The sequence below is a fragment of the Methanobrevibacter sp. genome (genome assembly GCF_017432245.1).
Taxonomy (GTDB): Archaea; Methanobacteriota; Methanobacteria; order Methanobacteriales; family Methanobacteriaceae; genus Methanobrevibacter.
In genome coordinates this window covers 1-23,345 of record NZ_JAFRJO010000066.1, presented here as the reverse complement: position 1 = coordinate 23,345, position 23,345 = coordinate 1, and the positions used below count along the sequence as shown (strand labels likewise).

Here is a 23,345-nt window from a genome sequence, read left to right as displayed (position 1 = left end):
ATTTAAAAATTTTATGATTAAAATTAAAATAATATTAAAAATTAGTTTATTTTTTATTCTTCTTTGTTTGCTTTTTATCCAAGGAAAAATGATTGTTCTCAAGCAATCTGTTTACACCATCAACATAAGCTTCCACACTAGCATTGATAATGTCTGGTTCGGTTGCCCTTGCAGATATGATCTTGTCTCCTGAACTAAGCTTTACGATTACCTCAATCAATGCGTCTGTACCGCCGGTAACTGCATCTACGTGGTATTCCTCAAGCTTGATGTCTGCAAAGTTTTTTATTCCCTTATTGACTGCATTGATAGCTGCATCAACAGGTCCGATACCAACATCCGCTTCGATGACTTCCTTATCTTCAATATTCATCTTAATTGAAGCGGTTGGTCTGATTTTGTTGCCTGAAACGATTGTGAGCTCGTCGAGATTGATTTTCTTTTCTTGCTCAATGTTTAGGACATGCTCTGCAATAGCTTCCAAATCAGTGTCTGTAACAGTTTTTCCCTTGTCTCCAAGGTCCTTTACCTTAAGGAAGATTTCATTTAACTGGTCGTTGTTCACTTCAATTCCTAATTCCTGCAATCTATTGTTCAAACCTTTTGTTCCAACATGCTTTCCAACGATAAACTTACGTCTATGGCCTACAAGTTCTGGCATGATTGGTTCATAGGTAGCGCTGTTTTTTATAACTCCATCTGCATGAATTCCAGATTCATGTGCAAATGCATTTTCACCTACAATAGGCTTGTTTGGAGCAAGATAAGCATTGCTTAATCTTGAAACCAATTTGGAAGTGCTGTAAAGTTGATTTATCTTGATGTCAGTTGTGTACTTGCTTTCATCGTCATCATCACTATATTTGTATAATGTGTTCAATGAGACTACAACCTCTTCTATAGCAGCATTTCCTGCTCTCTCACCAAGTCCGTTTATAGTTCCATGGAATCTAGTAGCTCCTCCATCAATAGCTGATAATGTGTTAGCTACTGCAAGTCCAAAGTCATTATGGCAATGAGCGCTAACAGGAACTCCCAAATCAGTGAATTTCCTATAGAAATTAAATGATTTGAGTGGTGTAAGCATTCCTAAAGTGTCACATGGGCAAATTCTGTCAGCTCCTGCATCGATTGTTGCCTTGAATATTTTTCTTAAGTATTCAACATCAGTTCTTGTTGAGTCTTCAGCAGCAAGCTCTACAGAAAGTCCATGGTCTTTAGCGTATTCAACTACTTTGATGGCATCTTCCATCATTTCATCTTGAGATTTTTTCAGTTTATATTTCAAATGCAAATCAGAAGTGGGAACTACTACATTTACAGCATCAACATCACATTCTAGGCAGTAATCAACATCTTTAAGCAATGTTCTTGAAAAGCTTACAATCTCTGCATCCAATCCTTGAGATGTAATCAATTTAATAGCTTCCCTTTCTCCTTCAGATGTGATTGCAGATCCTGCCTCAATCGAATTAACTCCTATTTCATCTAGTTTGGTAGCTATCCTCAATTTTTTAATTGCATTTAAGGAGATTCCAGGGGTCTGTTCCCCGTCCCTTAATGTGGTGTCTAATACTTCTATCTTCATTTTTCCACTTCTTTTTGATTAAATAATGTTAGTATAATTTTTTTGAATGATTTATTTTTCCATCTCTTCTTTAAACCATTTTACAGTTTCCCTTAATTGCTCTTCAAATTTACCTTCTTCTGGATTAAAGTTAATTTTTTCCTGATTGCTTATGTCTGCTAATGAGTGTTTAATATCTCCAGGACGTTCATCTAAATATTTCACTTCCAAATCGGACTCTAAAACATCACTAACGATATTAAATAAATGGTTTATAGTCATTGATTTTCCTAATGCAACATTGACTATTCCATTGTAGTCAGATTCGCAAGCTGCAATATTTGCTTTAGCTATTTCCTTTACAAAGATAAAGTCTCTGCTTTGCTCTCCATCACCATAAATTACAGGACTTTCCCCTTTTAGGATTGCAGAAATGAATTTAGGAATTACTGCTGCATAAGGTGAGTTTTCATCTTGTCTAGGACCAAAGACATTGAAATACCTAAGTGCAACATAATTCAAGCCATAGCTTTCATAGAATGATTTTAAATATAATTCCCCGCTTGCCTTTTGAGCTGCATAAGGGGATGAAGGCATAGGAAGTTCAGTTTCCTTCAATGGCATGTTTGGATTTTCTCCATAAACTGCAGATGATGATGAGAAAACAATCTTTTTAATATTGTTGTTTTTACATGCTATAAGCAATTTCAAGGTAGCATCAATGTTTGTCTCGTTATAGTCAAAAGGTTCTGCAACGCTTCCTGGCACACTTACCTTTGCAGCAAGGTGGAATACATAATCCTTTCCTTTTAAAATCTCATCTAAATCGCAGTCTAAAAGATCTTCGTTAATTATAGTTAAGTTTTCATGATTTGGATTTTCCAGGTTTTCCATTTTTCCAGAGGATAAGTTGTCTATAATGGTTACCTTATTGTTTTCCAATAGTTCTCCTACAATATGTGATCCTATAAATCCACATCCTCCAGTCACTACAATTTCCTTATTTTCCATTATATCAGGTCCTTTTTATAATGTCATTTGAATTAGATTGTTATTATCTTGATTTAAATTATCAATTATTAAAACTTTTAATTATTAAGTCTATATTAGAATAAATTATAATTTTAATACTATTTTAATATTATGTATTTAAAGAATAATTTAAAATATTTTTTTAAAATTTCAAAAAAAATTATTTTTCTAAAAAAAATTTTTCTCTAAAAATCACTTATTTTTCCTAATTAGTAATAATTTTTATTTATTTTGTATTAAATTTACTCTATTTTTTTAATTTTAAAAATAATCAAATATTTGTCCTATTTTTTCGGCTTGTCAATAAGTAATAAAAGATATATATTATATTATAACATATTTATAAGTATGATTAGTATAGGTGCTAATGGATTTCAATTACTTATGAATTATATCGTGGCGATTATACTTGCAATAGTCTTAGCGTTAGCTTTAAGATTGCCACTTCTTCCAGAAAAGCAGATTAGGTTTTCCTGGACCAAAAGCGCACTATTCCCAACTCCTGTTTTTGCTATAGGGATTCTAGCTATTTTTTATTCACTGAATGTGTTTTGGATTTATAATGGATTGTTAATTGCAATTATAGTAGGAGTTTTTTCAGCTATTTTTGTCAAGTATCTATTCGATTATGTTTTCCCAAGCCCTCAAGGAGGTAGCGAATAATGAATCTAATTATTGGCTTGATTTTAGCAACCATTATCTCTTGGCTTAATTTTGTGATAGTGGATACATTCCTTGGTCTTCCTGAAGCTCCTGGAGTTAAAGGAGCGGAAACCGTAGGATATTCCATTAAAAATAGAAAAGGAGATTTGGCAGGAGGATTCTTCCAAGGAAACATCTTATGTTCTCCAGATGCATCAGCAGGAACATTGATGGCTTCAATTGGAGTTTATATTCTTGGAATCCAAGGCGGTCTAATAGCTGCATTACTTGTTTATATTGGAAATAGGTTATGTGCAGATCCAGGGTATGCTGGAACAACTGGCGCTTTGACCATGACACTACTTATATTCATATTCTCATTTGTTGGAATCACTCCAGAGATGTTCATTTGTGGAATGGTAATTGCAATATTCACTATTCAAGGAATTCATCATCCTACAAGTTCAAGATTAATTGGAAAAATAGCAAAATCCTTTGGCAGATATACTAAATATGAATAATTAAAACGATTTGAATTGTTTAGTTAGTTTATTATTAATTAAATGATTAAAAAATAGATAAAATAAATTAAATAAAAAATACAAGGTTAAATCATGTTTATTGAAATTATTGGTGTTATTGCAATCTTAATGGCTTTAAGGGCAGTAATAACCAAAGATAGAGCAGAAAAATTACTTTACATAAATGTAATAGGATTCTGTGTTTCTGCATTGATTGCATTGTATATTCAAACTCCATTTGGTCTTGTATTAGCTGCAACTTTCTTTATCTCTTCTACAATTGGAGCAAATGCAATTGCTTACAGTTTAAAGGATTTGGAAGATGAGATAACCTTTGATAAGGATATGGAAGAGCATAAGGAAAACTAATAATTGAAAAATTAAATTAAGATTAAATTAAAATTATACTTACTCATTATTTTTCAAATAATAGAAAATGGGATTTAAATGTTGGAATTTATTGACTTGACAACAATATCAATTGCTTTGATGATAATAGGTGCTATTGGAGTTGTCCTACTTAAAAAACCATTGGATAAGGTAATAATGGTTTCTATTTTGGAAGCAGGCTTATTCTTAGCTATTGTTAGCTTTAAATACTTGGATGTAGCTTTCTTAACTGCTGTTCTTGACCCATTGTCTATTATTGTATTCTTGCTTGCTTTGATTAAGATAAATGAAGTGCGCAAGTCACATTTAGAAGATTATTCCACTTTTGATAAAGTGAATTACACAACTGAAAACAAAGAAAGAAACTCTGAAGGTGGTAAATGATGTTTAATCTTGCTCTTTGGGTTTATGTAGGTTTAGCATTATCCATTTTTGGAAGCATTGCTGCAGTATGGGGTCCTGGTGTAAAAGACCCAATTATAAGGACAATCAATACTGAGGTAGCATCTGTAGGAGTTTCATTGATTTTACTTACTTACAATTCTACATTAGCTCTTTTGACCTTGATTGCAACTACAATCATAGTTACTTTAATCCTATTTAGAGCTATTGCTCGTTTAGAAGAGATAGGAGCTGATGTATAATGCTTATCAATTTATTAAAAAATGAAATTCAGTTTCAATTAATGCTGGGAGGAATCTAAAAATGCCTAGAATAGCTAAATTATGGAATAAGTTGGCAAATCCTAAGAATATTCCTAGATTGTTTGCTCTAATTTTAGGTTTGCTCTTGATTGCTGGGTTCCTGATTCCTATAGGATTGGAAAGCGATCAGCTCTACACTCGTCCAGCTCCTCAAAGTCAAATGGATGCAGGTCTTGCAATTGCTCCATATGACAGAGGCGGAGAGATTTTAGAAAGTCCTGGTATTACAGAAGCCCAATATCCTGAAAATTCCGAGAATTTAGGTTGGATCAATTCATATATGACTCCAATAGCTGAAGCACTGAAAGGCATTTCCCCATACTTTGGAACAAGTATCTGTGCATCTCCTGGAGGAGTTATAGATGAAATCCTTTACTATACAAGAGGTTTCGATACAATCCTCGAATCTTCCATCCTCATGATGGCATTCATTATTGCATCATGGCTTGCAATTAACTTCACTATGGATAGAAAGGAAGAAAAAGGTAAAGGAGATATCAAGGAAGATGTAAAAAGAGCTATTGCAAGTTCTGACAGAATAGCTAGTGAAGTTGAGGAAAGCAATAGAAAAGCTCGTGCTAAACAAGCAAAAAAGGAGTTCAGGTGATTAGATGGTTGCTAGTATAGTTCCTCAATTTGTTCCTGCTTTCTACCAATCAACGTATTCCACAGCTTTATACGGTGGTTTGATTGTCGCTTTCATTGGCTTAATAGGTATTGCAATGGAGAAAAGGGATATTCAAGTCCTTATCTTAACTGACATTGTTGGTCTCGCTATGCTTATTGTCGTAGCTGCAGTGGGAACTGACTTGTCTGAAGCATTGATTCTTCCTGGTTTGGTAGTTGAATTGGCAGAGATCATGGCAATATCCGAGATTTTGATATCTCGTGAAATGAGAAAGAAAGATGTTGATACCTCATTTTCACCGATGCCTTTGAATATAGATATGGAGATTATGACAACTGCTCCTAATTTCATTGCATTGCTACTCATAGGATATGGTGTATTCCTATCAGGGTTCACTGGTGGTGCAGTAGCTGGTGGAGGTATTGTGATTTATGTATTAAGCAGAAAGGTAAGAGGATTGCCTATTGTTGTTCTTGATGGAGTAGGAGCAATATCCGGGATCTCTTGGTGCTTATGGATCATTGGTTTCCTATTATTCTTCTTGATGCCGCAATATTGGTTACTCAGTTTATTCCTTGCAGCACTTGGATTGCTCTTGAAAGTGGCTTCCAAGATTGGATTGATTGGAATTCTAATGAGAGAGGAATATGGAAGAAAATGATTTTTTCTAAAAAATAATTTAAAATTAAAATATTATATTTATCAGTTTATTATTCAAAAAAATTCAAGTAAATGAACTTAAATTTAAAAAGGAGACTTTAAATGCTTATAGAGAGTTTAGGCGGAGACTTGATGGGTACAATTCCTTTAGGGGATATTGTTCTTTATTTAAACCCTCTCCACATATTCTTGTTTGTAACTATACTTGTATTTACAGCATTGATAGCTATGAGCCGAACTGAAACTCAAGTGGAAGCAATGTTTGGTTCTCTTGATGAAAATAAGGTTGCAGTTGGCAAAAAGGAATTCAAGCATAGAAGATTCTTGGCTATTATCTGTGGTATAGCAACAGCAGGAGCTATGATCACTGGAGACTTGTTTAACTTTACCCTATTCATGGCTTTAATTGGTATTGTTAACATTGGTATTGTTTCTGCTGTAAAGCAGGTAGAGGTCTTGAATTCCGCTTACCAATACGGTTTGATTGCAATGATGTGCGGTTTGCCATTATTTGGTGGAGCAGCTATGATTTTAGCAGCTACCGGTACATTAAGTTTAATTGAACTTGCAACAATTCCTGCAAGTCCAATGATGATATTCTGTGCACTTGTAATGCTGATTGGAGTTTGCGGAGAAAGCGGTATTGCTCCATTCTTTGCAAGTAAGGCAGAAATGTTTAGAACTCCTGGATCTCCATTCATATTGATTATCCACTTAAGTTCATTGTTTATCATTGTAAGATTTGTTGAAATCTTATTAACCATATTATAGAATCAATTATAAGAATCAATTATAAGAAAAGAATCATATTTATTAATTTATATTAAAATAGAAGGTCGATAAAATGAATAAAATGAAAATAGCTAGTTATATTATCTTGATTGCGTCAGTATTAGCTATCCTTTACGCTTTAATATTTAATCCAGCTGATTGGATAGTATATGCAATAGCTATTGTTTGTATACCATTTTTAGTACTTTCATTTGGACTTCTTACAATGTCCAAACCAATAAAAGATGAAGAGGAGGAAAGAAGAGAAGAGCCTTTCACAGGTTACTAGTATAATCTCTTTGCAGATATCATGAATTTAATGGCTCAAATTTTAATCAATGTAATAATCGCTTTCCTTGCTGGTAGTCTTTTATTAGGTTTCCACAGAAAGGTTATGGCAAGAGTCCAATTGAGACCAGGACCTCCTATTATACAGTACTTATTGCATTCATTGAAATTTTTCTTTAAGGAAACTTCATTTCCAAAAACTGCTGCAATGCCGTTTTATGTAGGCATTACAGTTATTTTAGCAGCTGTTTGGGTTACTGCAGTTATTGTAGGTCCAGTGGCTCAAGGCTCCTTAATGATCATATTCGGTGTTTATGCAATCCATAAGATTGTAGAGCATAATGCAGGATCCTCATCAGGTTCCCCATATGGTAAGTTAAGTTGTGTAAGGGCTGTTTTCTCAGCAGCTGGTGAATTGCCGCTCTTTGCAGTAATTGCAATCATATTCCTATTGACTGGAACTATGGATATCAGTGGAATTATTGCATATCAAGCAGCAAATGGTCCTTTAGTATTGCAATTGCCTCTTGCAGCAATTATGTTCTTCACTTTAATAGTTACAAAATCTCCATATTCTCCTTTTGCAATCACAAAAGGAAAGGAAATCATATCTGGATTTGAAACTGAACACTTTGGTATGCTTAGAGGATACATAATGTTTTCAGAATCAATCGCATGGTACATTCTATTATGGTTATTCTTAACAATATTCTTTGGACCAATTTCCGTTGTCGGATACTTGATTGGAATGATTGTAATCTGTATAATTACAGGATTCATCAATGCTACAACTCCTATGTTGAATCCAAACCATTCCGTAATGGCTCAAATTTCAATTGCAGTTATCTGTACAGTTGGTTCAATTATCATGATTATTATTTAAAATTATTAAAAAAATTAAATTTATAAAAAATAAATTAAAAAAATTAAAAAGATTTAATTACTTTTAATTAAGTAAAAACGAATAAAGAAGGCTTAAAAATGAATGATGAAAAAGGAATGAGAGTATTAACTTCATTGGTAGCTTTAGGCATTTTTATAGTGGCAGGACTTGCCGCTTTCTATCAAAGTATTTTAGCGCTTCCTTTAGCTATAATCGGACTTATCTTTGTTCCATTCATATTGGTGCAAAATAAGGAAAAATATGCTCATTTAGCTGAAAATCTAGAGAAAATTGCATTCATCATTACATTTTTGATAATTTGTATCACATTTATTTGTTTATATAAGCCAATTTAGGTAAACTGGGTGAGATTATGGAAGAATTATATATTATGATTTATATTTTGGTTTTCATTATAGGATCCATCGCTGGTCTTTTATTAAGCTATAAAAAGCATATGGAACCTTATATAATATCTGAAATAGATGTTTTAACCTTGGTTTTATCTATTATTGGATGGTTTTTATTATTTAACCATGGATTAAATCCAAATATTAGCTCTGAAATATTGCTTACTATTGCATTCTTCTTTATAGGGCTTGCATTAGGAAGAAGACCAGGTTATGGTCGTAAGGAAACTGCAATAGGTATTCTTATTGCAGCAGTAGTCTGGATTTCAACATCTGGAGTATTATTTTAATATGAACTAAAGTTGCTCACGTGATTTGTATGAATAGTGAAGAAAAGTATGAAATGATGAAATTAAGGGTTCTTCATAGTTTTAAATGGGAAAAAGACCTTATAAACCCATTGGCTGAAGAATTTGGAATTTCTAAAGAGGAATTTGAAGATATTCTTATGAATCGCTTTGATATGAGTGATTTGGAAAATATGCATGCTACCTTTGAAATAGCAAACAGGGAAAAGATTAAAAGGCAAATGCATCTTGATTTGAGACTTTATTGGTTAAGTGATGTTGCTAAACTAATATCTGAGGAAGATGCAGATAGAATCTGCCACCAATTAACCAAAGATGTAGTAAAGCATGGCAAAAAGTATGAGGATGCCATAGAAGAAGGTAGAGCTCAAATAGTTGAATTATTGAGAGAATAATTATTGAACAATAATTGAAAAATAATGTTTATAAAATTATTAAAGAACGAGATTTAAGGTAATTGAAATGCTTAAAAAACTTAAAGATATTGTGAGAAAAAGTTCAATTCATGTTTGTATTGTAAACTGTGGAGGATGCAATGGCTGTGATGTAGAGCTTGTAGCGCTTCTTTCACCAAGATACGACCTTGAACAGTATGGAATTTACGTTCACAATAATCCTCGTGAAGCCGATGTTCTTTTAGTGACTGGTGCAGTTACAGAACAATGGAGAGACAATTTAAGAAGGATTTATGCAAAAACTCCTGAACCTAAGATTGTAGTGGCTGTTGGAAACTGTCCACAGTCTGGAGACGTATTTGCACAAGAGGGAGGAAGAGTTCTTGCTCCTGTTTCAGACTTCATTCCAGTGGATGCAGCTATTCCGGGTTGTCCTCCAAGGCCAAGTGAAATATTAGAGGCAGTTTTAACTGTTGCTCCTGGTGCTCTTGCAGCTAAAGGAAGAGCTCAAGACGCTAGGGAAGATTAATGTTTATTAGTATTGTTTATTAGTATTTTGAATTTAGATTTAGATAAGTAAAGGAGTCAGATATTATGATATTACCAATTGGACCAATTCATCCAGGTTTAAAGGAACCTTTAAGACTTAAGCTTAAGACTGAAGGTGAAAAGGTTATTAAAGCTGAGATCGATTATGGTTATGTTCATAGAGGTATTGAAAAGATTATGGAAGGAAAGACCTGGCAAAAATGCATTTACTTATCTGAAAGAATCTGTGGTATCTGTTCCTACGAACATACACAAACCTTTGCAGAAACTTTAGAATCAATTTCTGGAGTTCAAGCGCCTTTAAGAGCCCAATACTTAAGGGTCATTACAAATGAATTGGACAGGATCCAATCCCACTTGCTTGCAAATTCAACATTCTTCAAGACTCTTGACCATGAGACATTGTTCATGCATGTTTTGGCCTTAAGGGAACATGCAATGGATTCCCTTGAACTCTTAACAGGAAACAGGGTCAATTTAGGATGGAATGTTGTTGGTGGAGTCAGAATGGATGCTGATGAGCGCCATTTCAATGCTATACTTGAAAACTTAAAGAAGATTGAAGATGGCTTTGATAGGCATATCGCATTATTTGAAGAGGCTCCAATAGTTGCATTAAGGGCAAAAGGCGTTGGAGTGATGACTAAGGAGGAAGCTATTAAAGGCCATGCGGTAGGTCCTATTGGAAGGGCTTCCGGTCTTAAGCATGACTTAAGAGAAGAGCATTATACTTATCGTGATTATTTTGACTTCAAGCCTATTTGGAGAAAAGAGGGAGATAACTATGCCCGTACCTTAAATAGGCTTTATGAAGTTGAGCAATCTATTGATTTAGTGAAACAGGCAATTGAAAATATGCCTGAAGGAGATATAAGAGTTCCTGTGGAAATTCCATCAGGATATGGTGAATGGAGAAATGAAGCTCCTCGTGGAGAAGTAAGATATATGGCTGAAACCAATGGGGATTTGATTAAGCGCATTTCAATAAGAACACCAAGTATTATGAATATTGACTCCTGTGCGAGGTACATGCTTAAGGATGTAGCTACAGTTGCTGATGCCGTATCTACTTATGCATCATCAGATCCTTGCATTGCATGTACTGAAAGAGTGGCTATAACTGACGTTGATACTGGCAAATCCACTGTAAAAGACTTCTTTGAGGTGAAATAAAATGTCCTCACTTATTTGGTATATTTATGAATTTGCTAGAAAAACCTGGATTGATGGATTTTTCGATGCAAAATCCAAGGAAGATATAGCACACAAGCCAGATAGATTCAGGGATTTTCCTGAAGTGATCAAGGAAAATTGTATTGGTTGTGGAAGCTGTACTGCATCTTGCCCATCACCAAATGCAATCAAATTGGTTAGGGATTCAGACAATGAGGAGTCCATTGGTTTGATTTATCCAGTAATTAATAAAGCGGCTTGTATCAGATGCGGTTTCTGTGCTGAAGTCTGCCCTTCAACTCCAAAGACATTGGAATGCGGTGAAAACCATTTCATTCGTGAAGAGTTCAATATCATCCCATCAAAAAGAAAGTACATTGTGGATGATTACTTATGCATAAGATGCCATAAGTGTATGGATGCCTGTGAAGTTGGAGCGATTGAAGAGATTGATGATAGGCTTGTTGTCAACCAATCCAAATGTATTTCCTGTGGAAAATGTTTAGAGACCTGTCCTGTAAAAGGAGCAATGAGAGGAGTCTTTGTAAACAATCTCGAAGAGCAAAAGAAAATCATCAATTTGGCAGTAAGCACCTTAGAGGAATACATTGAATCCAAGCAGGATGACTTGATTAATTTAGGCACTGACAGGCTATTTTTAGATGAATTGAAACTCAAACCTATTTTAGACGAGTCATTAACAATCTTAAATGATGAAGAGGTTGTTCATGAAGTCTTGGAAGATGCCATCAATAGATTGAAGATTAGAATTATCACTTGGGATGCAGATAATTGTAAGAAATGTCAAATGTGCATTCCAGACTGTCCAACTGGAGCAATCAGCTTCGATAATGACAACGATACCATTGTAAGGGATAAGGAAAAATGTTTAAGATGCAGTATTTGTTATCAGACCTGTCCATTTGGTGTAATTAAATATTTCTTGGCTAAGTTTAATTTAGATACTAATGATAATGATGAGGAAGTTATTCACATTTCTGTAAAGGCTTCTCAATTAGCAGAAAGGAGGGCTTAATATGGTTACTGTAGACCCTATTCCAAGACCATTAAGGGATGTTCATATAGAGTATGAGATTGATAATGAGAAATGTATCAATTGTATGGATAAGCCATGCTTGAATGTCTGTCCTATTGATGCAGTTTATCAAGATGAAAATACCAAGTTAATTAAATTGGATGAACATTGTTTCGGTTGTGTCTTGTGTACCAATGCATGTCCTTATGATGCTATTCACATTAAGAAGACTTTAGCAGATCCTATTCGTGAAAATGTTCCAAACATTAACAAAAAGCTCTGTAGAGCTTGCGGTGCATGTGTAAATGCATGTAAGTCTGGAGCTATCCATTTAAGGTCTTCCGGTGGAGAGGAAGTACATAGTGAAATAGATGAGGATAAGTGCATCCGTTGTGGTTATTGCTTTAGGCACTGCCCTACTGATGCAATCAAGTATGGGGAATTGCTTCCTAAAACCGTAAAGGAAGGTAAAACTCTCTGCATTGACCAGGATGAATGTATTGGTTGTATGACTTGTACAAGGATTTGTCCTTCCAAAGGTGCAATCAATGTAGGAAAAACCAATAAATTGCCGTTCATTGACCCTGCTTACTGTGCAAGATGTGAGGAATGTATGCATTCATGCCCTACCTATGCAATCGATTATGTTGAAAGGGAAGAGGCATTTGAATCATTCAATAAGATCAAGACATTGGAAATTGCGTCTGAAATCATTGATAGGGATGTTCATAACATTTCAAAGGGAGTAACCAATATTGATAATGTTCTGGTAAAATTGCTTGAGGACATCTCAGCGGATTATCACTTTGAGGATTTCGATTATGAAAACTCAATGGACATTAGGGATGTTCCAAGAGGAATGGAATTTTCAGATGTTGAAATATTCACTTGTACCAACTGCAGATCAATTGTAGTGAATGTAACAGAATTCCTTAATGAGCGTTTGAATGCACAGATTAAAAAGGACTTAGATGTTGTAAAGGTTTTGGACCTTGTAGAGTTCTTCCCACCTACACTTGGAATTGAAGTGGTGGAAGAGAATTGTATCAGTTGTGGATTATGCAGAGATGTATGTCCGACTGAATCAATTAGCTTGGATGGTCCTAATCCAATTGTGATTGATACAGACAATTCCTGTGTATACTGTGGATTATGTGCTGAAAGCTGTAATTTTGAAGCTATCAAGCTTAAGGAAGAGTTCTTTACAAACAGGAATCATGAGATATTCTTCATTAAAAGAGACCTTAGAGGAAGAAGAAACGGTACTGTAGAGATTAATCATCATGCTTGTCAATTGTGTGAAGTGTGCGTTAAAAACTGTCCAGTTGACGCATTGAGCGTTGAAGACGGAAAGGTCGTTGTAAATCATGATGATTGTATTTCCTGTAGAAACTGTGAGGGAATCTGTCCAGTGAATGCAGCAAGGGTCTCAACTATTTGGCAGTTCTTATAAATTATTTTTAAATTTTTTAAATTTTTTCTTTTTTTTATTCTTATCAGATTACACTTATTGAAAATGAAATTAAGACTTGAAGTTAGGAAGATAAAATTATGGTAAAAAAAGTTTTTATCACAGATTGTGAAGGTCCATTAACATTAAATGACAATGCTTATGAATTGGCAGATGAGTTTATTGAAGATGGTGGAAAATTATTCAAGATCATCAGTAGATTTGATGACTATCTTGTTGATGATGTCAAGCTTGAAAATTATCATGCTGGTGACACACTTAAACTTATTGTTCCATTTTATAAATTAGCTGGACTAACAAATGAAAAAATGATCAAGTTTTCAAGGGAAAACATCTATCTTGTTGATGGTTCTGATGACACTCTCAGATTCGCAAATGAACTTATTGATTCTTTCATAGTTAGTACTAGTTATGGTCAATATATTGAAGCTCTATGCAATTATATTGATTTCCCATTCCAAAATACTTATCACACACAACTCGATGTAGATGGGGCTACTAATTTTAACCAATTTGATAAAAAATCAGATAATGTTTCATCCATAACAAACAATTCTCAAACTATTGTTGGTGACAAATCACCAAAATTTATTGAGGAACTTAAGAAAGTTGATGAGTTTAGAAAAATTATACTTGAACACGGTGAAGAAACTGAAGATGACTTCAATGTTTTGTATGACATTTTCTTCAATGAGTTTCCAAAGCTTGAAATCAACAAGTATATTGAAAGTGTGAAAACTGTTGGTGGTAAAGGTAAGCAAATTGCAGTTGAGGATATTGTTGATAAATTGGATTTGGGTCAAGGTTCAATAATCTACATGGGGGACAGCATCACAGATGTTGAGCCATTGCAATATGCAAGGGACAATGGCGGTTTGTCAGTAAGCTTCAATGGAAATGAGTATCCAATGAATGTTGCAGAGATTGCAGTGATATCTGACCATACTATTGTAAGTTCCATTTTGATTGATCTTCATTCCAGATTTGATAAGGAATATGTTTTAGACTTTATTAGGGAGTATTCACAAAAAGGTCCAAATGCAGCATTTGAAGATTTTGAAGTGGATTATTCACTTGTTGAAAAGTTCGAAAAGGTATTTTACAATAAGGAAGCCCCTATAATTGAGATAATTACAGATGATAATAGAGAGTATCTTCTTAAGTTAAGCAAAGAGATGAGAAACAGCATCCGTGGAAAGGATATTGGTGGATTAGGTTAATATTAATTATTTAAAAATATTTTATCAAGCATATTAGTAATGAGATGACATTTATGGCAAAGTATGATAAGGTTGAAGATACATTCTTTGAATCATTTGACGGAATGTACATTAGAGCATTGATTACAGCAGAAGACGAATTGACTGTAAAGGAAGCGGCTTATGATGCTACAGCTACACCAAGTGCTGTAATTGGCAGAGTGGAAGCAGGTGTCGAAGCTTTTGTAGACGCTGATAAAACTCCGGATGGAAGACCTGGAGCCATTGTTCAATTCTGGTTAACTGATGACTTGGCAAAGTTTGAAAAGGAATTATCCTACAGAATTCGTCAAGACATTCTTGTAAAGCCATTTACAAGGGTATTCAGCATAACTGAAAATCCTGTTGGAGCTATTGGAATGATGGAAAGCGTAGGCCATTGTGGAGATGGCTATGAATGGGAAATTGAAGAGTTTGGAAGAAAGATGATTAATGTTCCTATTGCAGTTCCTGATTTCCAGATAGAATCTGAACTTGCCTATGCAGAAGGAATCATGGGAGGTAACTTCTGGTATATGTGTTCCACTAAGGAAGCTGTCCTAAAGGCGGGAAGAATTATCATTGACACTATTATGGGAGTGGAAGGAGTCTGCACTCCTTTTGGAATATGCTCTGCAGCAAGCAAGCCTGAAACCAATTTCCCAGAGATTGGTCCAAGTACCAATCATCCTTATTGCCCTTCATTAAAGGAAAGACTTGGTGACGAGTCAAAGGTTCCTGAAGGTGTCAATTACATTCCTGAAATCGTTATAAATGCAACCAGTCAGGAAGCTATGAATTTGGCTATTAAGAAAGCTATTGATGCTATAATTGACATCCCTGGTGTAGAAAGGATTTCAGCTGGAAACTTTGAAGGCCAATTAGGTGAACATAAGACCAATTTATTGGATATTTTGAAAGAATAATCGATAAAATGAATTAGATTTATTTATTGAAAAATATTGAAAAACTCTAAAAATGATGTGAGTGAATAGAATGGAAAATGAATTAAACTCCTCAAATAATGTAACTGCTGAAGACTTAGGTGTTGATGAGATAGTTTATGATGCAATCAATGTTGATGTTATAGGTTTTGGTGCATTGAATGTGGATAAGCTTTATAAGGTTGGACATATTGCAGAAATCGATGGAGAAAGTTTCATTAAAGGTGAAGAGGAATCTCCTGGCGGTTCAGCAGCCAATACAATCATAGGCCTTTCAAAGCTTGGATGTTCAACATCATATATTGGAAAGATTGCAGATGATGAGGAAGGAGACTTATTGGAATACAACCTTATGATTCATGATGTTTACTTAACCAATCTCATCTATGCAGAAAGCGGCAATTCCGGAAAGGTTTTGGGGTTCGTTTCTGATGCAGGAGACAGGGCACTTTATGTAGACCCTGGTGTAAATGATGAGATAACAATTGATGAAATCAATCCATTGAATGTCAATGCATGCAAGATACTTCATTACACTTCATTTGTTGGAGATTCATTCAATGCTCAAAAGGAATTGTTGCCCCTATTGACTGATAAGATTGTCTTAAGCTTTGATCCTGGAATGCTTTATGCTAAAAAGGGAGTAGAGGAACTTAAAGAAATCCTTGAAAGAACTGATATTCTGTTAATTAATGAAGGGGAATTGAAGATATTATTTGAAGATTACTATAAGGAAAAATTAAAATTATCTGATGATGATTCATTAAGCTTTAGAGACTTGGCAGTAAATGTTCGAAATGATGGAATAGATACTGTTGTTGTAAAAAGAGGCTCACTTGGAGTTTATGCAATAAATAAAAATGATGAAGAGGTTAAAATACCTGCATTTGAATGCGATGCAGTTGATACAACCGCTGCAGGAGATTCATTCAATGCCGGTTTCCTGTATTCATATCTTAAAGGATATGATTTGGCTAAATCATGTACAATAGCTAATTGGGTTGCTTCAAAATCCGTTCAAGCTATTGGCATTTCTGGATTGCCTAATTTAGAGGAATTGGAAGAGTTTACACAGTCATTATGAAAAATTTTTGTTTAATAAAAATTATTTGATAAAAATTATTTAATAAAAAATTATTTAATAAAAAAAATATTTGATAAAATTTATTTAATAAAAAATTATTTGATATAATAAATTATTTAAATTATTTAAAAGATATATAATCATAATAATGTTTTTATACTAGTGAAATTTAAGATTAAAAAAATTTGCTTATAGAGTAGATTGTTAAAATTTATCTATGGGGATAAAAATATGGAAATTAAACTAAAAAAGCAGATTGAAACCTTAGAGAGGGAAATCACTCTTAAATCTGTAGATTTAGATGAAGATATTGAAGACTTTAATGTGGATATTCATGATTTCAATGATCAGGATAAGCTCATAACCATATCACCTCGTTGTGTCAGATGCAATCTTTGCGTTGAAGAATGTCCTATTAATGTAATCAGTTCTTCCACCTGGCTTAAAAGAGCCAAAATCGGTGAAGATTGTGTGCAATGTGAGATTTGTGCCCAAACTTGCCCTGTTTCATGTATTTATGTATGGGATGCTGAATCAGTCATTAAGGAAGATGATTCTGTAGAATATACATTAAAGGAGATTAAGGTTCCTCATAGAAATCTTAAAATGGAAGACATTTCCATAAATCGTAAAGAATGTATTGGTTGTGGGTCTTGCTTAAAATACTGTCCAACCAATGCAATATCACTTAGAACTAAACAATTCATTGAAGAGCATGGAGAGACATGTCCAATTGATGGAGCTATTGACTCTGAAGATGGATATGTGTATTCCTATATTGACAAAGACCGTTGTTGCGGTTGTGGATCTTGTGCAAACTTATGTATCCAAGGTGCAATTAGCCTTAAAAGGGATTTAGGTCCAGTGGTTATTTATAGTCACATTGATGTCAATCAGGATATCTGTGTTGCTTGTGAATTATGTGAGGATAATTGTCCAGTTGAAGCCATCAAGGTGGTAGATGGAGAAATTTTTCTCAATAATGATAAGTGCATAAGATGTAAGGAATGCAGTTCCAGATGTCCTGTTGGTGCTTTAAATTTAGTTTTAGATGATTAAAAATTAAATAAAAAATTTATTAAATAAATTAATAAATTTATTAGAATAATTAAAAAAATTGAAAAAATAAATAATTGAATTATACACATTATTTTTACAGATTTTTTAAAATCTTAATGGAGAAGTGTTTAAAATGAAAGCTAAAGAGATGATGGATAAGGAATTTGTTTTTGTATCAAAAAATGATTCTATTGAAGATGTTTCTCTAAAAATGGAGGAGTACAGAAGATTTACTGCTCCTGTTATAGAAGAAAACATGAAATTGGAAGGTTGGATTACTTCATTCAACATAACAAAAGGATTACGTGAAGGCAAAACAAGCATTGCAGATGTTATGAGTCCTGTTGAGGAAATCATGACCATTGGTGAAAATGAGCCTGCAAGAAATGTTGTTATTGCAGCTTCTAACAATAAATTAATCAGCATTCCTATTATAAATGATGAAAATCAGGTAATTGGAGTTACCAGATCTGTAGATATTGTAGATTCAATGTCTTCATTGTATGACATTAAAGTTAATAAGATTTACAAAGCTATGGAAAAAGAGCTTAGAGGAGTTAGTTGGGACGAATTGATGGAAGCTTCCGCTAAAATCAGTACTAGAACAACTGGTGTAAAAATCACTGCTGAAGAGTATGAGAAAAATATTGAAAATGCTACATTTGGTGAAGCAATTTGGGCAACTGGTGGACTTGAAAAGTTCTTTGCAGGTCTTATTTCAGTTGGAGAACTTGTTATTGCACGTAAAGTAGGCCGTGCAAGACGGTAATATTTTAAAATCTCTTTAGATTTTAATTTCTCCTTTTTTTACTTTTTTTACTCTTTTTACTTATTTTATTCTTATTTTTTTATCTACTTTCCCTTTTTTAAATCTTTTTATACTATTTTTGCTATTTTTATAAGAAAGTATATACAAAGAATCTTATCATCATTTCATAGACTAAGATTAAACCTACTCCTCCAAGAAGTCCAGTAATCAGTCTAAGAGTGTTATTGCTTTCCCTAAATTCAAACAATTGGGTAAATCCATCGATTGCACATGGAATTAAAAGAAGAATTCCTAAGAGTAATGTTGTTAATGAATAGGGAACTTGAATGAAATTCAAAAGGATTATGCTAGCTATTCCACTAATGTAGAATCCAGTGCATCTTGCACAGACTGGAAATTGACGACCTTTATAAAAAAAGCTTCTTTCAGGTCTTCTATGGCAGATATAATCGAATACACTCATTTTTTAACCTTTTTTCATTTAGTTCTTATTGTATGGTCTGATTATACAATTAATACATTAATAATTATAAAAAGCACTGCAAGTACGATTAAAGTGCTGCAGCATCCTTCGTTTCTATTGACAGTTTCGTCATTGTCTTCAAAATAAGTTTCATAAATTAAAAATTCCTCTGGACCAAAATCCATTTTATCACCCTCAAAATCACATGACTTTAATCTTTATTATATTCTCATTTATTATTTAAATTTATTTAAATTTAATTAGATTTTATTAGATTTTATTAGATTTTATTGGATTGATTAATTAGACTAAATTAAATAATTTCTTCCTTCATTGTTAATTTTTTTTTTAATGGCTATTAAATAATTTTATTAATAATAAAAACATACCTTATAACATATAAACAATTAAAAATTATTTTTAATTAATTTAAACAAATTTAACTAACTATTAACTATTGAAGTGATTTTTATGTCTAAATATAATGAATATCAAGATAAAACCATTTTAGTAACTGGTGGAGCAGGTTGTGTTGGAAGTAACTTAACAAGAAGATTAGCAGAGCTTGGTGCAGAAAAAGTGATTATACTTGACAATATGTCTTCTGCTTATGAATGGAATGTACCTACAAATGACAATGTTGAGCTTGTTCAAGGTGATATCCTCGATGATGAAGAGTTAAAGAGAGTATTTAAAATGAAACCAGATTATGTATTCCATTTGGCTGCTCACTTTGCTAACCAAAACAGTGTAGACAATCCTGAAACTGACTTGATGGTGAATGGTATTGGTATCTTGAAAGTTCTTCAATATGCACAGCTTACTGGTGTTGAAAGATTTGTATATTCATCTTCTGGCTGTGGAGTATATGGTTTAGACTCTAAAATGCCATTTGAAGAACATGACATTTCCATTTCATTGCACACACCTTATCAAGTAACTAAATTGCTTGGTGAATTATATACCAATTATTTCCATAACTTGTATGACATGCCAATTGTAAATGCAAGATTCTTCAATGTATTCGGTCCTGGTGAAGTTCCAGGAAAATACAGAAATGTGATACCTAACTTCTTCTATTGGTCCATGACTAAACAAGCATTGCCAATTACAGGTGATGGTACTGAAACCAGAGACTGGACCTTTGTTGGAGATATTGTAAATGGTCTCTTATCAATGGGTGTTGAAGAGGAAGCTATTGGTGAAGCTATTAACCTTGGTTCCGGTAAGGATCATAGAGTTATTGATATGGCAAACAAGGTCAATGAATTAACTGGAAACCCTGAAGGAATCGCTTATGTGGCAAGACGTAATTGGGATGCTAAAACCAAGTTATTGTCTTCCATTGATAAGGCAAAAGACATTCTCGGTTACAAACCAACTGTTTCATTTGATGATGGTTTAGAAAGAGTCTATGGTTGGTTTACAGACAACTGGGAAGATATTGAAAGAGATGCAGAGTTCTAATTCTCTTTTAATTTTTTACTTTTTTTTTATTTTAAATTGTTTTTTTAAAAAAGAGCTAATACTTATTTTCTTTTTTTATTTTTAAATTATTTTTTTAAAAAGAGCTATTTTTTATTATAAAAAAAGAATGGTTTATTTAGAAACCGAATAAACTGGATAAATTACCAGATCCGCTCATGTTCATTGCACTTGAATTATACATTTGAGTCATATTGGTCATATTAGTTGTATTGAATGGATTTAGAATAATATTTGGATCCATTTGTCCAGTGAATATTAAAAAGCCAATTAAACCAAATTCAGCTATTAAAACTATTAATTGGATTAATCCATGCTTTCTAGCATTTGAATCTTTTCTTGTTATTAAGTAAATGGCAAAAATAAAACCAAGCACACTGCCTAATATTGCAAATAGGTAACCTATGATAATCATCCATCTGTACTTGTCTTTTCCAGATGAGAAATCTTCGGATGAGGATTTTGAACTCATTCCATAATTGGATTTCTTACTAATTGTGAATATGTTAAAATCTTCATCTTCCGGATTATACTCTTCAAAGATAGTCCCACAGTAAATGCAGAAATCGGTAGTTCCATCGTTTACTTTCCTACATCTAGGACATTCAATACGTGCCATTTTATCACTATTAAATTTTAAAGTTTTTTTATTAAAAGTTTTGTACAATATATTTTAATATTTAATATAATTTATAATTTTTTATTCTATTTTCCATTATCCTTTAATGAAAAAGTAATTACTTATCATCATCTTCCAATCCACATTCACTGCAGATATGATCTTGAATGCTTATGATTCCTCCGCAAGACTCACATTTCCAATTAATGCTGTCTTCCAACATGATCTTATTGATTCCGGTGTATGTGATTCTTTTTGCATTGTCTAATGTGGAAAAATTGTATCTTTTCTTATAGTTCTTGTCTTGCTTTTTGATGAGTTTGCAAGGAAATTCACTGCATCTGCCACAATATTTGACTCTTTTTGTTTCAAGACATTTTTTTATTTTACATTTCAATGCATTCTTGGTCTTATTGGAGCTATCAATCAGGCATCCTGGACATGAGTTGCTTTCTGATAAATGTTTTTTGCAAAGTTTGCAATTCATTCCACAAGGTGCAAACATGATTGTATCAATTTTTTCAGGCATTTTCATTTTCAACACTAAATTTATCTTTTTAATTTATTTTTTAAATTCTTTTTTATTTAATTATCTTTTATTCGATTATCCTTTTTTATTTTTTTCTTTAAAGATAAATTTTATATATTTCCAATAATATAATAGTATTAATTATTTTAGAATAAATTTTTCATTTATTTGAATAAAGGGGGATTAATATGAAGTTAAAAGGTAGAAATTTATTAATTTTGCTCATTATCCTAATTTTAGGATTTTCTATTTTATCTGCAGGATCCGCTTATACTGGAACTGGATTCACTCATGATATTCCTTTTTCAAAATATTCTGACAAGTCAAATGATGATATCCTAAACAAGTTTGATGATACAGATTGCCAACCGGAATTCACTGGATACTGTTCTTATGTAACTGATGGGGATACCATTGAAGTTGATGGTCTTGGAAAGGTCCGTTTTGTCGGTGTGAACACTCCTGAAAGAGGTGTTGAAGGTTATATATGCTCTAAACGTTTTGTTCAGAAGTTATGTTTGAATAAGGAAGTGAGTTTGGATATTGATGATTCCAAATATACTGACAAGTACGGCAGATATTTGGCTGTTGTCATAGTGGATGGCAAGAACTTGAATGAAATGCTTTTAAGGGAAGGGCTTGCTGAAGTCATGTATATGCCTCCAAGTGAGTTTTATCCATATGATTGGGCACCTAATTCAGATGGATATTCCCATTATGTAAGCTCATATACCTCTTCAAACACTGGAAGCTCTTCATCTGATTCCTCATCTTACATAGCAAGTGCAAATAGCCATAAGTTCCATTTTCCTACTTGCAGATGGGGAAAGAAGATTTCTGAGAAAAACAAGGTCACTTTCAAAAGCAGAACTGATGCAATTAGCCATGGATATGAGCCATGCAAGGTTTGTCAACCTTAATTTTACTTTTTACCCTTAAATAGTGACAAAAACATTAAATATTTTTCAGAATAAATTATTATTATTTATATAACTATTTTTAGGAGTTCTTAATATGAAAGAGGAAGTATTTTATGGAAAAGGCATGGAAAGGGTAAAAGAGGAAGATGAAGACTTATACAAAGCTATTGTAGCTTTAAATGATGCTGTATGGGATGGAAAAGCATTGGATTATAAGACTCAAAAGCTAATAGCTATTGGAATTGCAGCTTCCAATGCAGATAGCCGTGCAACTGAAAAGCAAATGATGAGTGCTAAAAAGGAATTAGGTGTCACTCGTGATGAAGTTGTGGATGTTTTGAAAGTTGTCTTATTGACTTCAGGTATGCAACCATTCAACAAGGCTTTGCAAATAGCAAATAAAGTGTTTGAATAATTTTTTTATTTTCTAATTCTATTCATTTTTTTATTTTTGGATGTTAAATCATGGCAGAGAAAGTGTTTTTTGGTAAGGGGATTCGCCAAATTAAAAAAGAAGACCCTCAACTATATGATTCTATTGAGAATTTAGATAAGAATATTTGGAATGCAAATATTTTGGATTATAGGACTCAAAAATTAATTGCAATTGCTATTTCAGCAACTAATCATGAAAGCTCTTCATTCTTAAAACAAGTATCTAAAGCTAAAAAAGAGCTTGATATTAGTCGTGATGAAATGATGGATGTTTTGAAAGTGGTTCTTCTAACCTCTGGAATGATTCCATTTATCCATGCATTAGAAGTAGTTAATAAATTGTATGATTAATTTTGATAATTATTTAATTTT

The 23,345-nt window shown here is 33.1% G+C and carries 32 protein-coding genes; 26 read left to right on the top strand and 6 right to left on the bottom strand.

Going from position 1 to position 23,345, the window contains the following annotated elements:
• Window positions 1-46: 46 nt before the first annotated feature.
• Both IJI80_RS05735 and IJI80_RS05730 read right to left on the bottom strand, forming a co-directional pair.
• Window positions 47-1,588 (bottom strand): (R)-citramalate synthase, encoded by a 1,542-nt coding sequence (locus IJI80_RS05735; RefSeq protein ID WP_292788408.1) that lies wholly within the window; start codon window positions 1,586-1,588, stop codon window positions 47-49.
• A 51-nt stretch (window positions 1,589-1,639) separates the two neighbouring features.
• Complete coding sequence (locus IJI80_RS05730; RefSeq protein ID WP_292788406.1) at window positions 1,640-2,578, bottom strand: SDR family oxidoreductase; 939 nt, start codon at window positions 2,576-2,578, stop codon at window positions 1,640-1,642.
• A 369-nt stretch (window positions 2,579-2,947) separates the two neighbouring features.
• Between IJI80_RS05730 and IJI80_RS05725 the strand changes: the two genes are divergently transcribed.
• The 22 genes from IJI80_RS05725 (at window position 2,948) to IJI80_RS05620 (ending at window position 18,522) form a co-directional block, all read left to right on the top strand.
• Entirely contained in the window at window positions 2,948-3,262 is a 315-nt protein-coding gene (locus IJI80_RS05725) for an energy-converting hydrogenase A subunit A EhaA (protein ID WP_292788404.1), read from the top strand.
• A complete protein-coding gene (locus IJI80_RS05720; protein WP_292788402.1) occupies window positions 3,262-3,762 on the top strand; it encodes a hypothetical protein in 501 nt (166 codons plus the stop codon). The genes IJI80_RS05725 and IJI80_RS05720 overlap by 1 nt, the downstream gene beginning before the upstream one ends.
• A 93-nt stretch (window positions 3,763-3,855) precedes the next feature.
• On the top strand, window positions 3,856-4,131 hold the full coding sequence (locus IJI80_RS05715; protein ID WP_292788400.1) for a DUF2109 domain-containing protein: 276 nt from the start codon (window positions 3,856-3,858) through the stop codon (window positions 4,129-4,131).
• Between the two features lie 78 nt (window positions 4,132-4,209).
• Window positions 4,210-4,536 carry a DUF2108 domain-containing protein gene (locus IJI80_RS05710; protein WP_292788398.1) on the top strand — a complete coding sequence of 109 codons (327 nt, stop codon included), beginning with the start codon at window positions 4,210-4,212 and terminating at the stop codon, window positions 4,534-4,536.
• Complete coding sequence (locus IJI80_RS05705) at window positions 4,536-4,796, top strand: EhaE family protein (protein ID WP_292788396.1); 261 nt, start codon at window positions 4,536-4,538, stop codon at window positions 4,794-4,796. Before IJI80_RS05710 ends, IJI80_RS05705 begins: the two co-directional genes overlap by 1 nt.
• A 61-nt stretch (window positions 4,797-4,857) precedes the next feature.
• Window positions 4,858-5,463, top strand: a complete 606-nt coding sequence (locus IJI80_RS05700; RefSeq protein ID WP_292788394.1) for an EhaF family protein — start codon at window positions 4,858-4,860, stop codon at window positions 5,461-5,463.
• A gap of 4 nt (window positions 5,464-5,467) precedes the next feature.
• A complete protein-coding gene (locus tag IJI80_RS05695; protein WP_292788392.1) occupies window positions 5,468-6,145 on the top strand; it encodes an EhaG family protein in 678 nt (225 codons plus the stop codon).
• A gap of 101 nt (window positions 6,146-6,246) precedes the next feature.
• A complete protein-coding gene (locus tag IJI80_RS05690) occupies window positions 6,247-6,915 on the top strand; it encodes a hypothetical protein (protein ID WP_292788390.1) in 669 nt (222 codons plus the stop codon).
• Between the two features lie 73 nt (window positions 6,916-6,988).
• A complete protein-coding gene (locus IJI80_RS05685) occupies window positions 6,989-7,204 on the top strand; it encodes a DUF788 domain-containing protein (RefSeq protein ID WP_292788389.1) in 216 nt (71 codons plus the stop codon).
• A gap of 21 nt (window positions 7,205-7,225) precedes the next feature.
• Entirely contained in the window at window positions 7,226-8,086 is an 861-nt protein-coding gene (locus IJI80_RS05680) for an NADH-quinone oxidoreductase subunit H (RefSeq protein ID WP_292788388.1), read from the top strand.
• A 98-nt stretch (window positions 8,087-8,184) separates the two neighbouring features.
• Window positions 8,185-8,442, top strand: a complete 258-nt coding sequence (locus IJI80_RS05675) for a hypothetical protein (RefSeq protein WP_292788386.1) — start codon at window positions 8,185-8,187, stop codon at window positions 8,440-8,442.
• A gap of 17 nt (window positions 8,443-8,459) precedes the next feature.
• Entirely contained in the window at window positions 8,460-8,786 is a 327-nt protein-coding gene (locus IJI80_RS05670; RefSeq protein WP_292788385.1) for a DUF2104 domain-containing protein, read from the top strand.
• A 29-nt stretch (window positions 8,787-8,815) separates the two neighbouring features.
• A complete protein-coding gene (locus IJI80_RS05665) occupies window positions 8,816-9,199 on the top strand; it encodes a DUF1959 domain-containing protein (protein WP_292788383.1) in 384 nt (127 codons plus the stop codon).
• A 67-nt stretch (window positions 9,200-9,266) separates the two neighbouring features.
• Window positions 9,267-9,728, top strand: a complete 462-nt coding sequence (locus IJI80_RS05660; RefSeq protein ID WP_292788381.1) for an NADH-quinone oxidoreductase subunit B family protein — start codon at window positions 9,267-9,269, stop codon at window positions 9,726-9,728.
• A gap of 65 nt (window positions 9,729-9,793) precedes the next feature.
• The gene (locus IJI80_RS05655) at window positions 9,794-10,921 is read left to right on the top strand and encodes a nickel-dependent hydrogenase large subunit (RefSeq protein ID WP_292788380.1); all 1,128 of its coding nucleotides are present in this window, start codon (window positions 9,794-9,796) and stop codon (window positions 10,919-10,921) included.
• A 1-nt stretch (window position 10,922) separates the two neighbouring features.
• Window positions 10,923-11,957, top strand: a complete 1,035-nt coding sequence (locus tag IJI80_RS05650; protein WP_292788379.1) for a 4Fe-4S binding protein — start codon at window positions 10,923-10,925, stop codon at window positions 11,955-11,957.
• A 1-nt stretch (window position 11,958) separates the two neighbouring features.
• Complete coding sequence (locus IJI80_RS05645; RefSeq protein WP_292788378.1) at window positions 11,959-13,410, top strand: 4Fe-4S binding protein; 1,452 nt, start codon at window positions 11,959-11,961, stop codon at window positions 13,408-13,410.
• A gap of 98 nt (window positions 13,411-13,508) precedes the next feature.
• Window positions 13,509-14,648, top strand: a complete 1,140-nt coding sequence (locus IJI80_RS05640) for a hypothetical protein (RefSeq protein WP_292788377.1) — start codon at window positions 13,509-13,511, stop codon at window positions 14,646-14,648.
• A gap of 53 nt (window positions 14,649-14,701) precedes the next feature.
• Window positions 14,702-15,592: a formylmethanofuran--tetrahydromethanopterin N-formyltransferase gene (locus IJI80_RS05635; RefSeq protein ID WP_292788375.1), complete on the top strand. Its 891-nt coding sequence runs from the start codon at window positions 14,702-14,704 to the stop codon at window positions 15,590-15,592.
• A 70-nt stretch (window positions 15,593-15,662) separates the two neighbouring features.
• Window positions 15,663-16,694, top strand: coding sequence for a carbohydrate kinase family protein (locus IJI80_RS05630; protein WP_292788373.1), 1,032 nt, complete (start codon window positions 15,663-15,665; stop codon window positions 16,692-16,694).
• A gap of 231 nt (window positions 16,695-16,925) precedes the next feature.
• Window positions 16,926-17,753: a 4Fe-4S binding protein gene (locus IJI80_RS05625; RefSeq protein WP_292788371.1), complete on the top strand. Its 828-nt coding sequence runs from the start codon at window positions 16,926-16,928 to the stop codon at window positions 17,751-17,753.
• A 133-nt stretch (window positions 17,754-17,886) separates the two neighbouring features.
• On the top strand, window positions 17,887-18,522 hold the full coding sequence (locus tag IJI80_RS05620) for a CBS domain-containing protein (protein ID WP_292788369.1): 636 nt from the start codon (window positions 17,887-17,889) through the stop codon (window positions 18,520-18,522).
• A gap of 127 nt (window positions 18,523-18,649) precedes the next feature.
• Here IJI80_RS05620 and IJI80_RS05615 read toward each other — a convergent pair whose 3' ends face one another.
• Entirely contained in the window at window positions 18,650-18,985 is a 336-nt protein-coding gene (locus IJI80_RS05615) for a DUF2085 domain-containing protein (protein ID WP_292788367.1), read from the bottom strand.
• A gap of 41 nt (window positions 18,986-19,026) precedes the next feature.
• On the bottom strand, window positions 19,027-19,170 hold the full coding sequence (locus IJI80_RS05610) for a hypothetical protein (protein ID WP_292788365.1): 144 nt from the start codon (window positions 19,168-19,170) through the stop codon (window positions 19,027-19,029).
• A gap of 286 nt (window positions 19,171-19,456) precedes the next feature.
• On the opposite strand from IJI80_RS05610, the gene IJI80_RS05605 reads away from it, so the two are divergent.
• Window positions 19,457-20,452, top strand: a complete 996-nt coding sequence (locus tag IJI80_RS05605) for an NAD-dependent epimerase/dehydratase family protein (protein WP_292788364.1) — start codon at window positions 19,457-19,459, stop codon at window positions 20,450-20,452.
• Between the two features lie 136 nt (window positions 20,453-20,588).
• Here IJI80_RS05605 and IJI80_RS05600 read toward each other — a convergent pair whose 3' ends face one another.
• Window positions 20,589-21,089: a hypothetical protein gene (locus IJI80_RS05600; protein ID WP_292788363.1), complete on the bottom strand. Its 501-nt coding sequence runs from the start codon at window positions 21,087-21,089 to the stop codon at window positions 20,589-20,591.
• A 118-nt stretch (window positions 21,090-21,207) separates the two neighbouring features.
• Window positions 21,208-21,624, bottom strand: a complete 417-nt coding sequence (locus IJI80_RS05595) for a DUF3795 domain-containing protein (RefSeq protein ID WP_292788362.1) — start codon at window positions 21,622-21,624, stop codon at window positions 21,208-21,210.
• 182 nt (window positions 21,625-21,806) lie between these two features.
• On the opposite strand from IJI80_RS05595, the gene IJI80_RS05590 reads away from it, so the two are divergent.
• From IJI80_RS05590 to IJI80_RS05580, 3 genes are all read left to right on the top strand, one after another.
• The gene (locus tag IJI80_RS05590; RefSeq protein ID WP_292788360.1) at window positions 21,807-22,538 is read left to right on the top strand and encodes a thermonuclease family protein; all 732 of its coding nucleotides are present in this window, start codon (window positions 21,807-21,809) and stop codon (window positions 22,536-22,538) included.
• A 94-nt stretch (window positions 22,539-22,632) separates the two neighbouring features.
• Complete coding sequence (locus IJI80_RS05585; RefSeq protein WP_292788359.1) at window positions 22,633-22,953, top strand: carboxymuconolactone decarboxylase family protein; 321 nt, start codon at window positions 22,633-22,635, stop codon at window positions 22,951-22,953.
• A gap of 50 nt (window positions 22,954-23,003) precedes the next feature.
• Window positions 23,004-23,324 (top strand): carboxymuconolactone decarboxylase family protein, encoded by a 321-nt coding sequence (locus tag IJI80_RS05580; protein WP_292788357.1) that lies wholly within the window; start codon window positions 23,004-23,006, stop codon window positions 23,322-23,324.
• Window positions 23,325-23,345 lie beyond the last annotated feature (21 nt).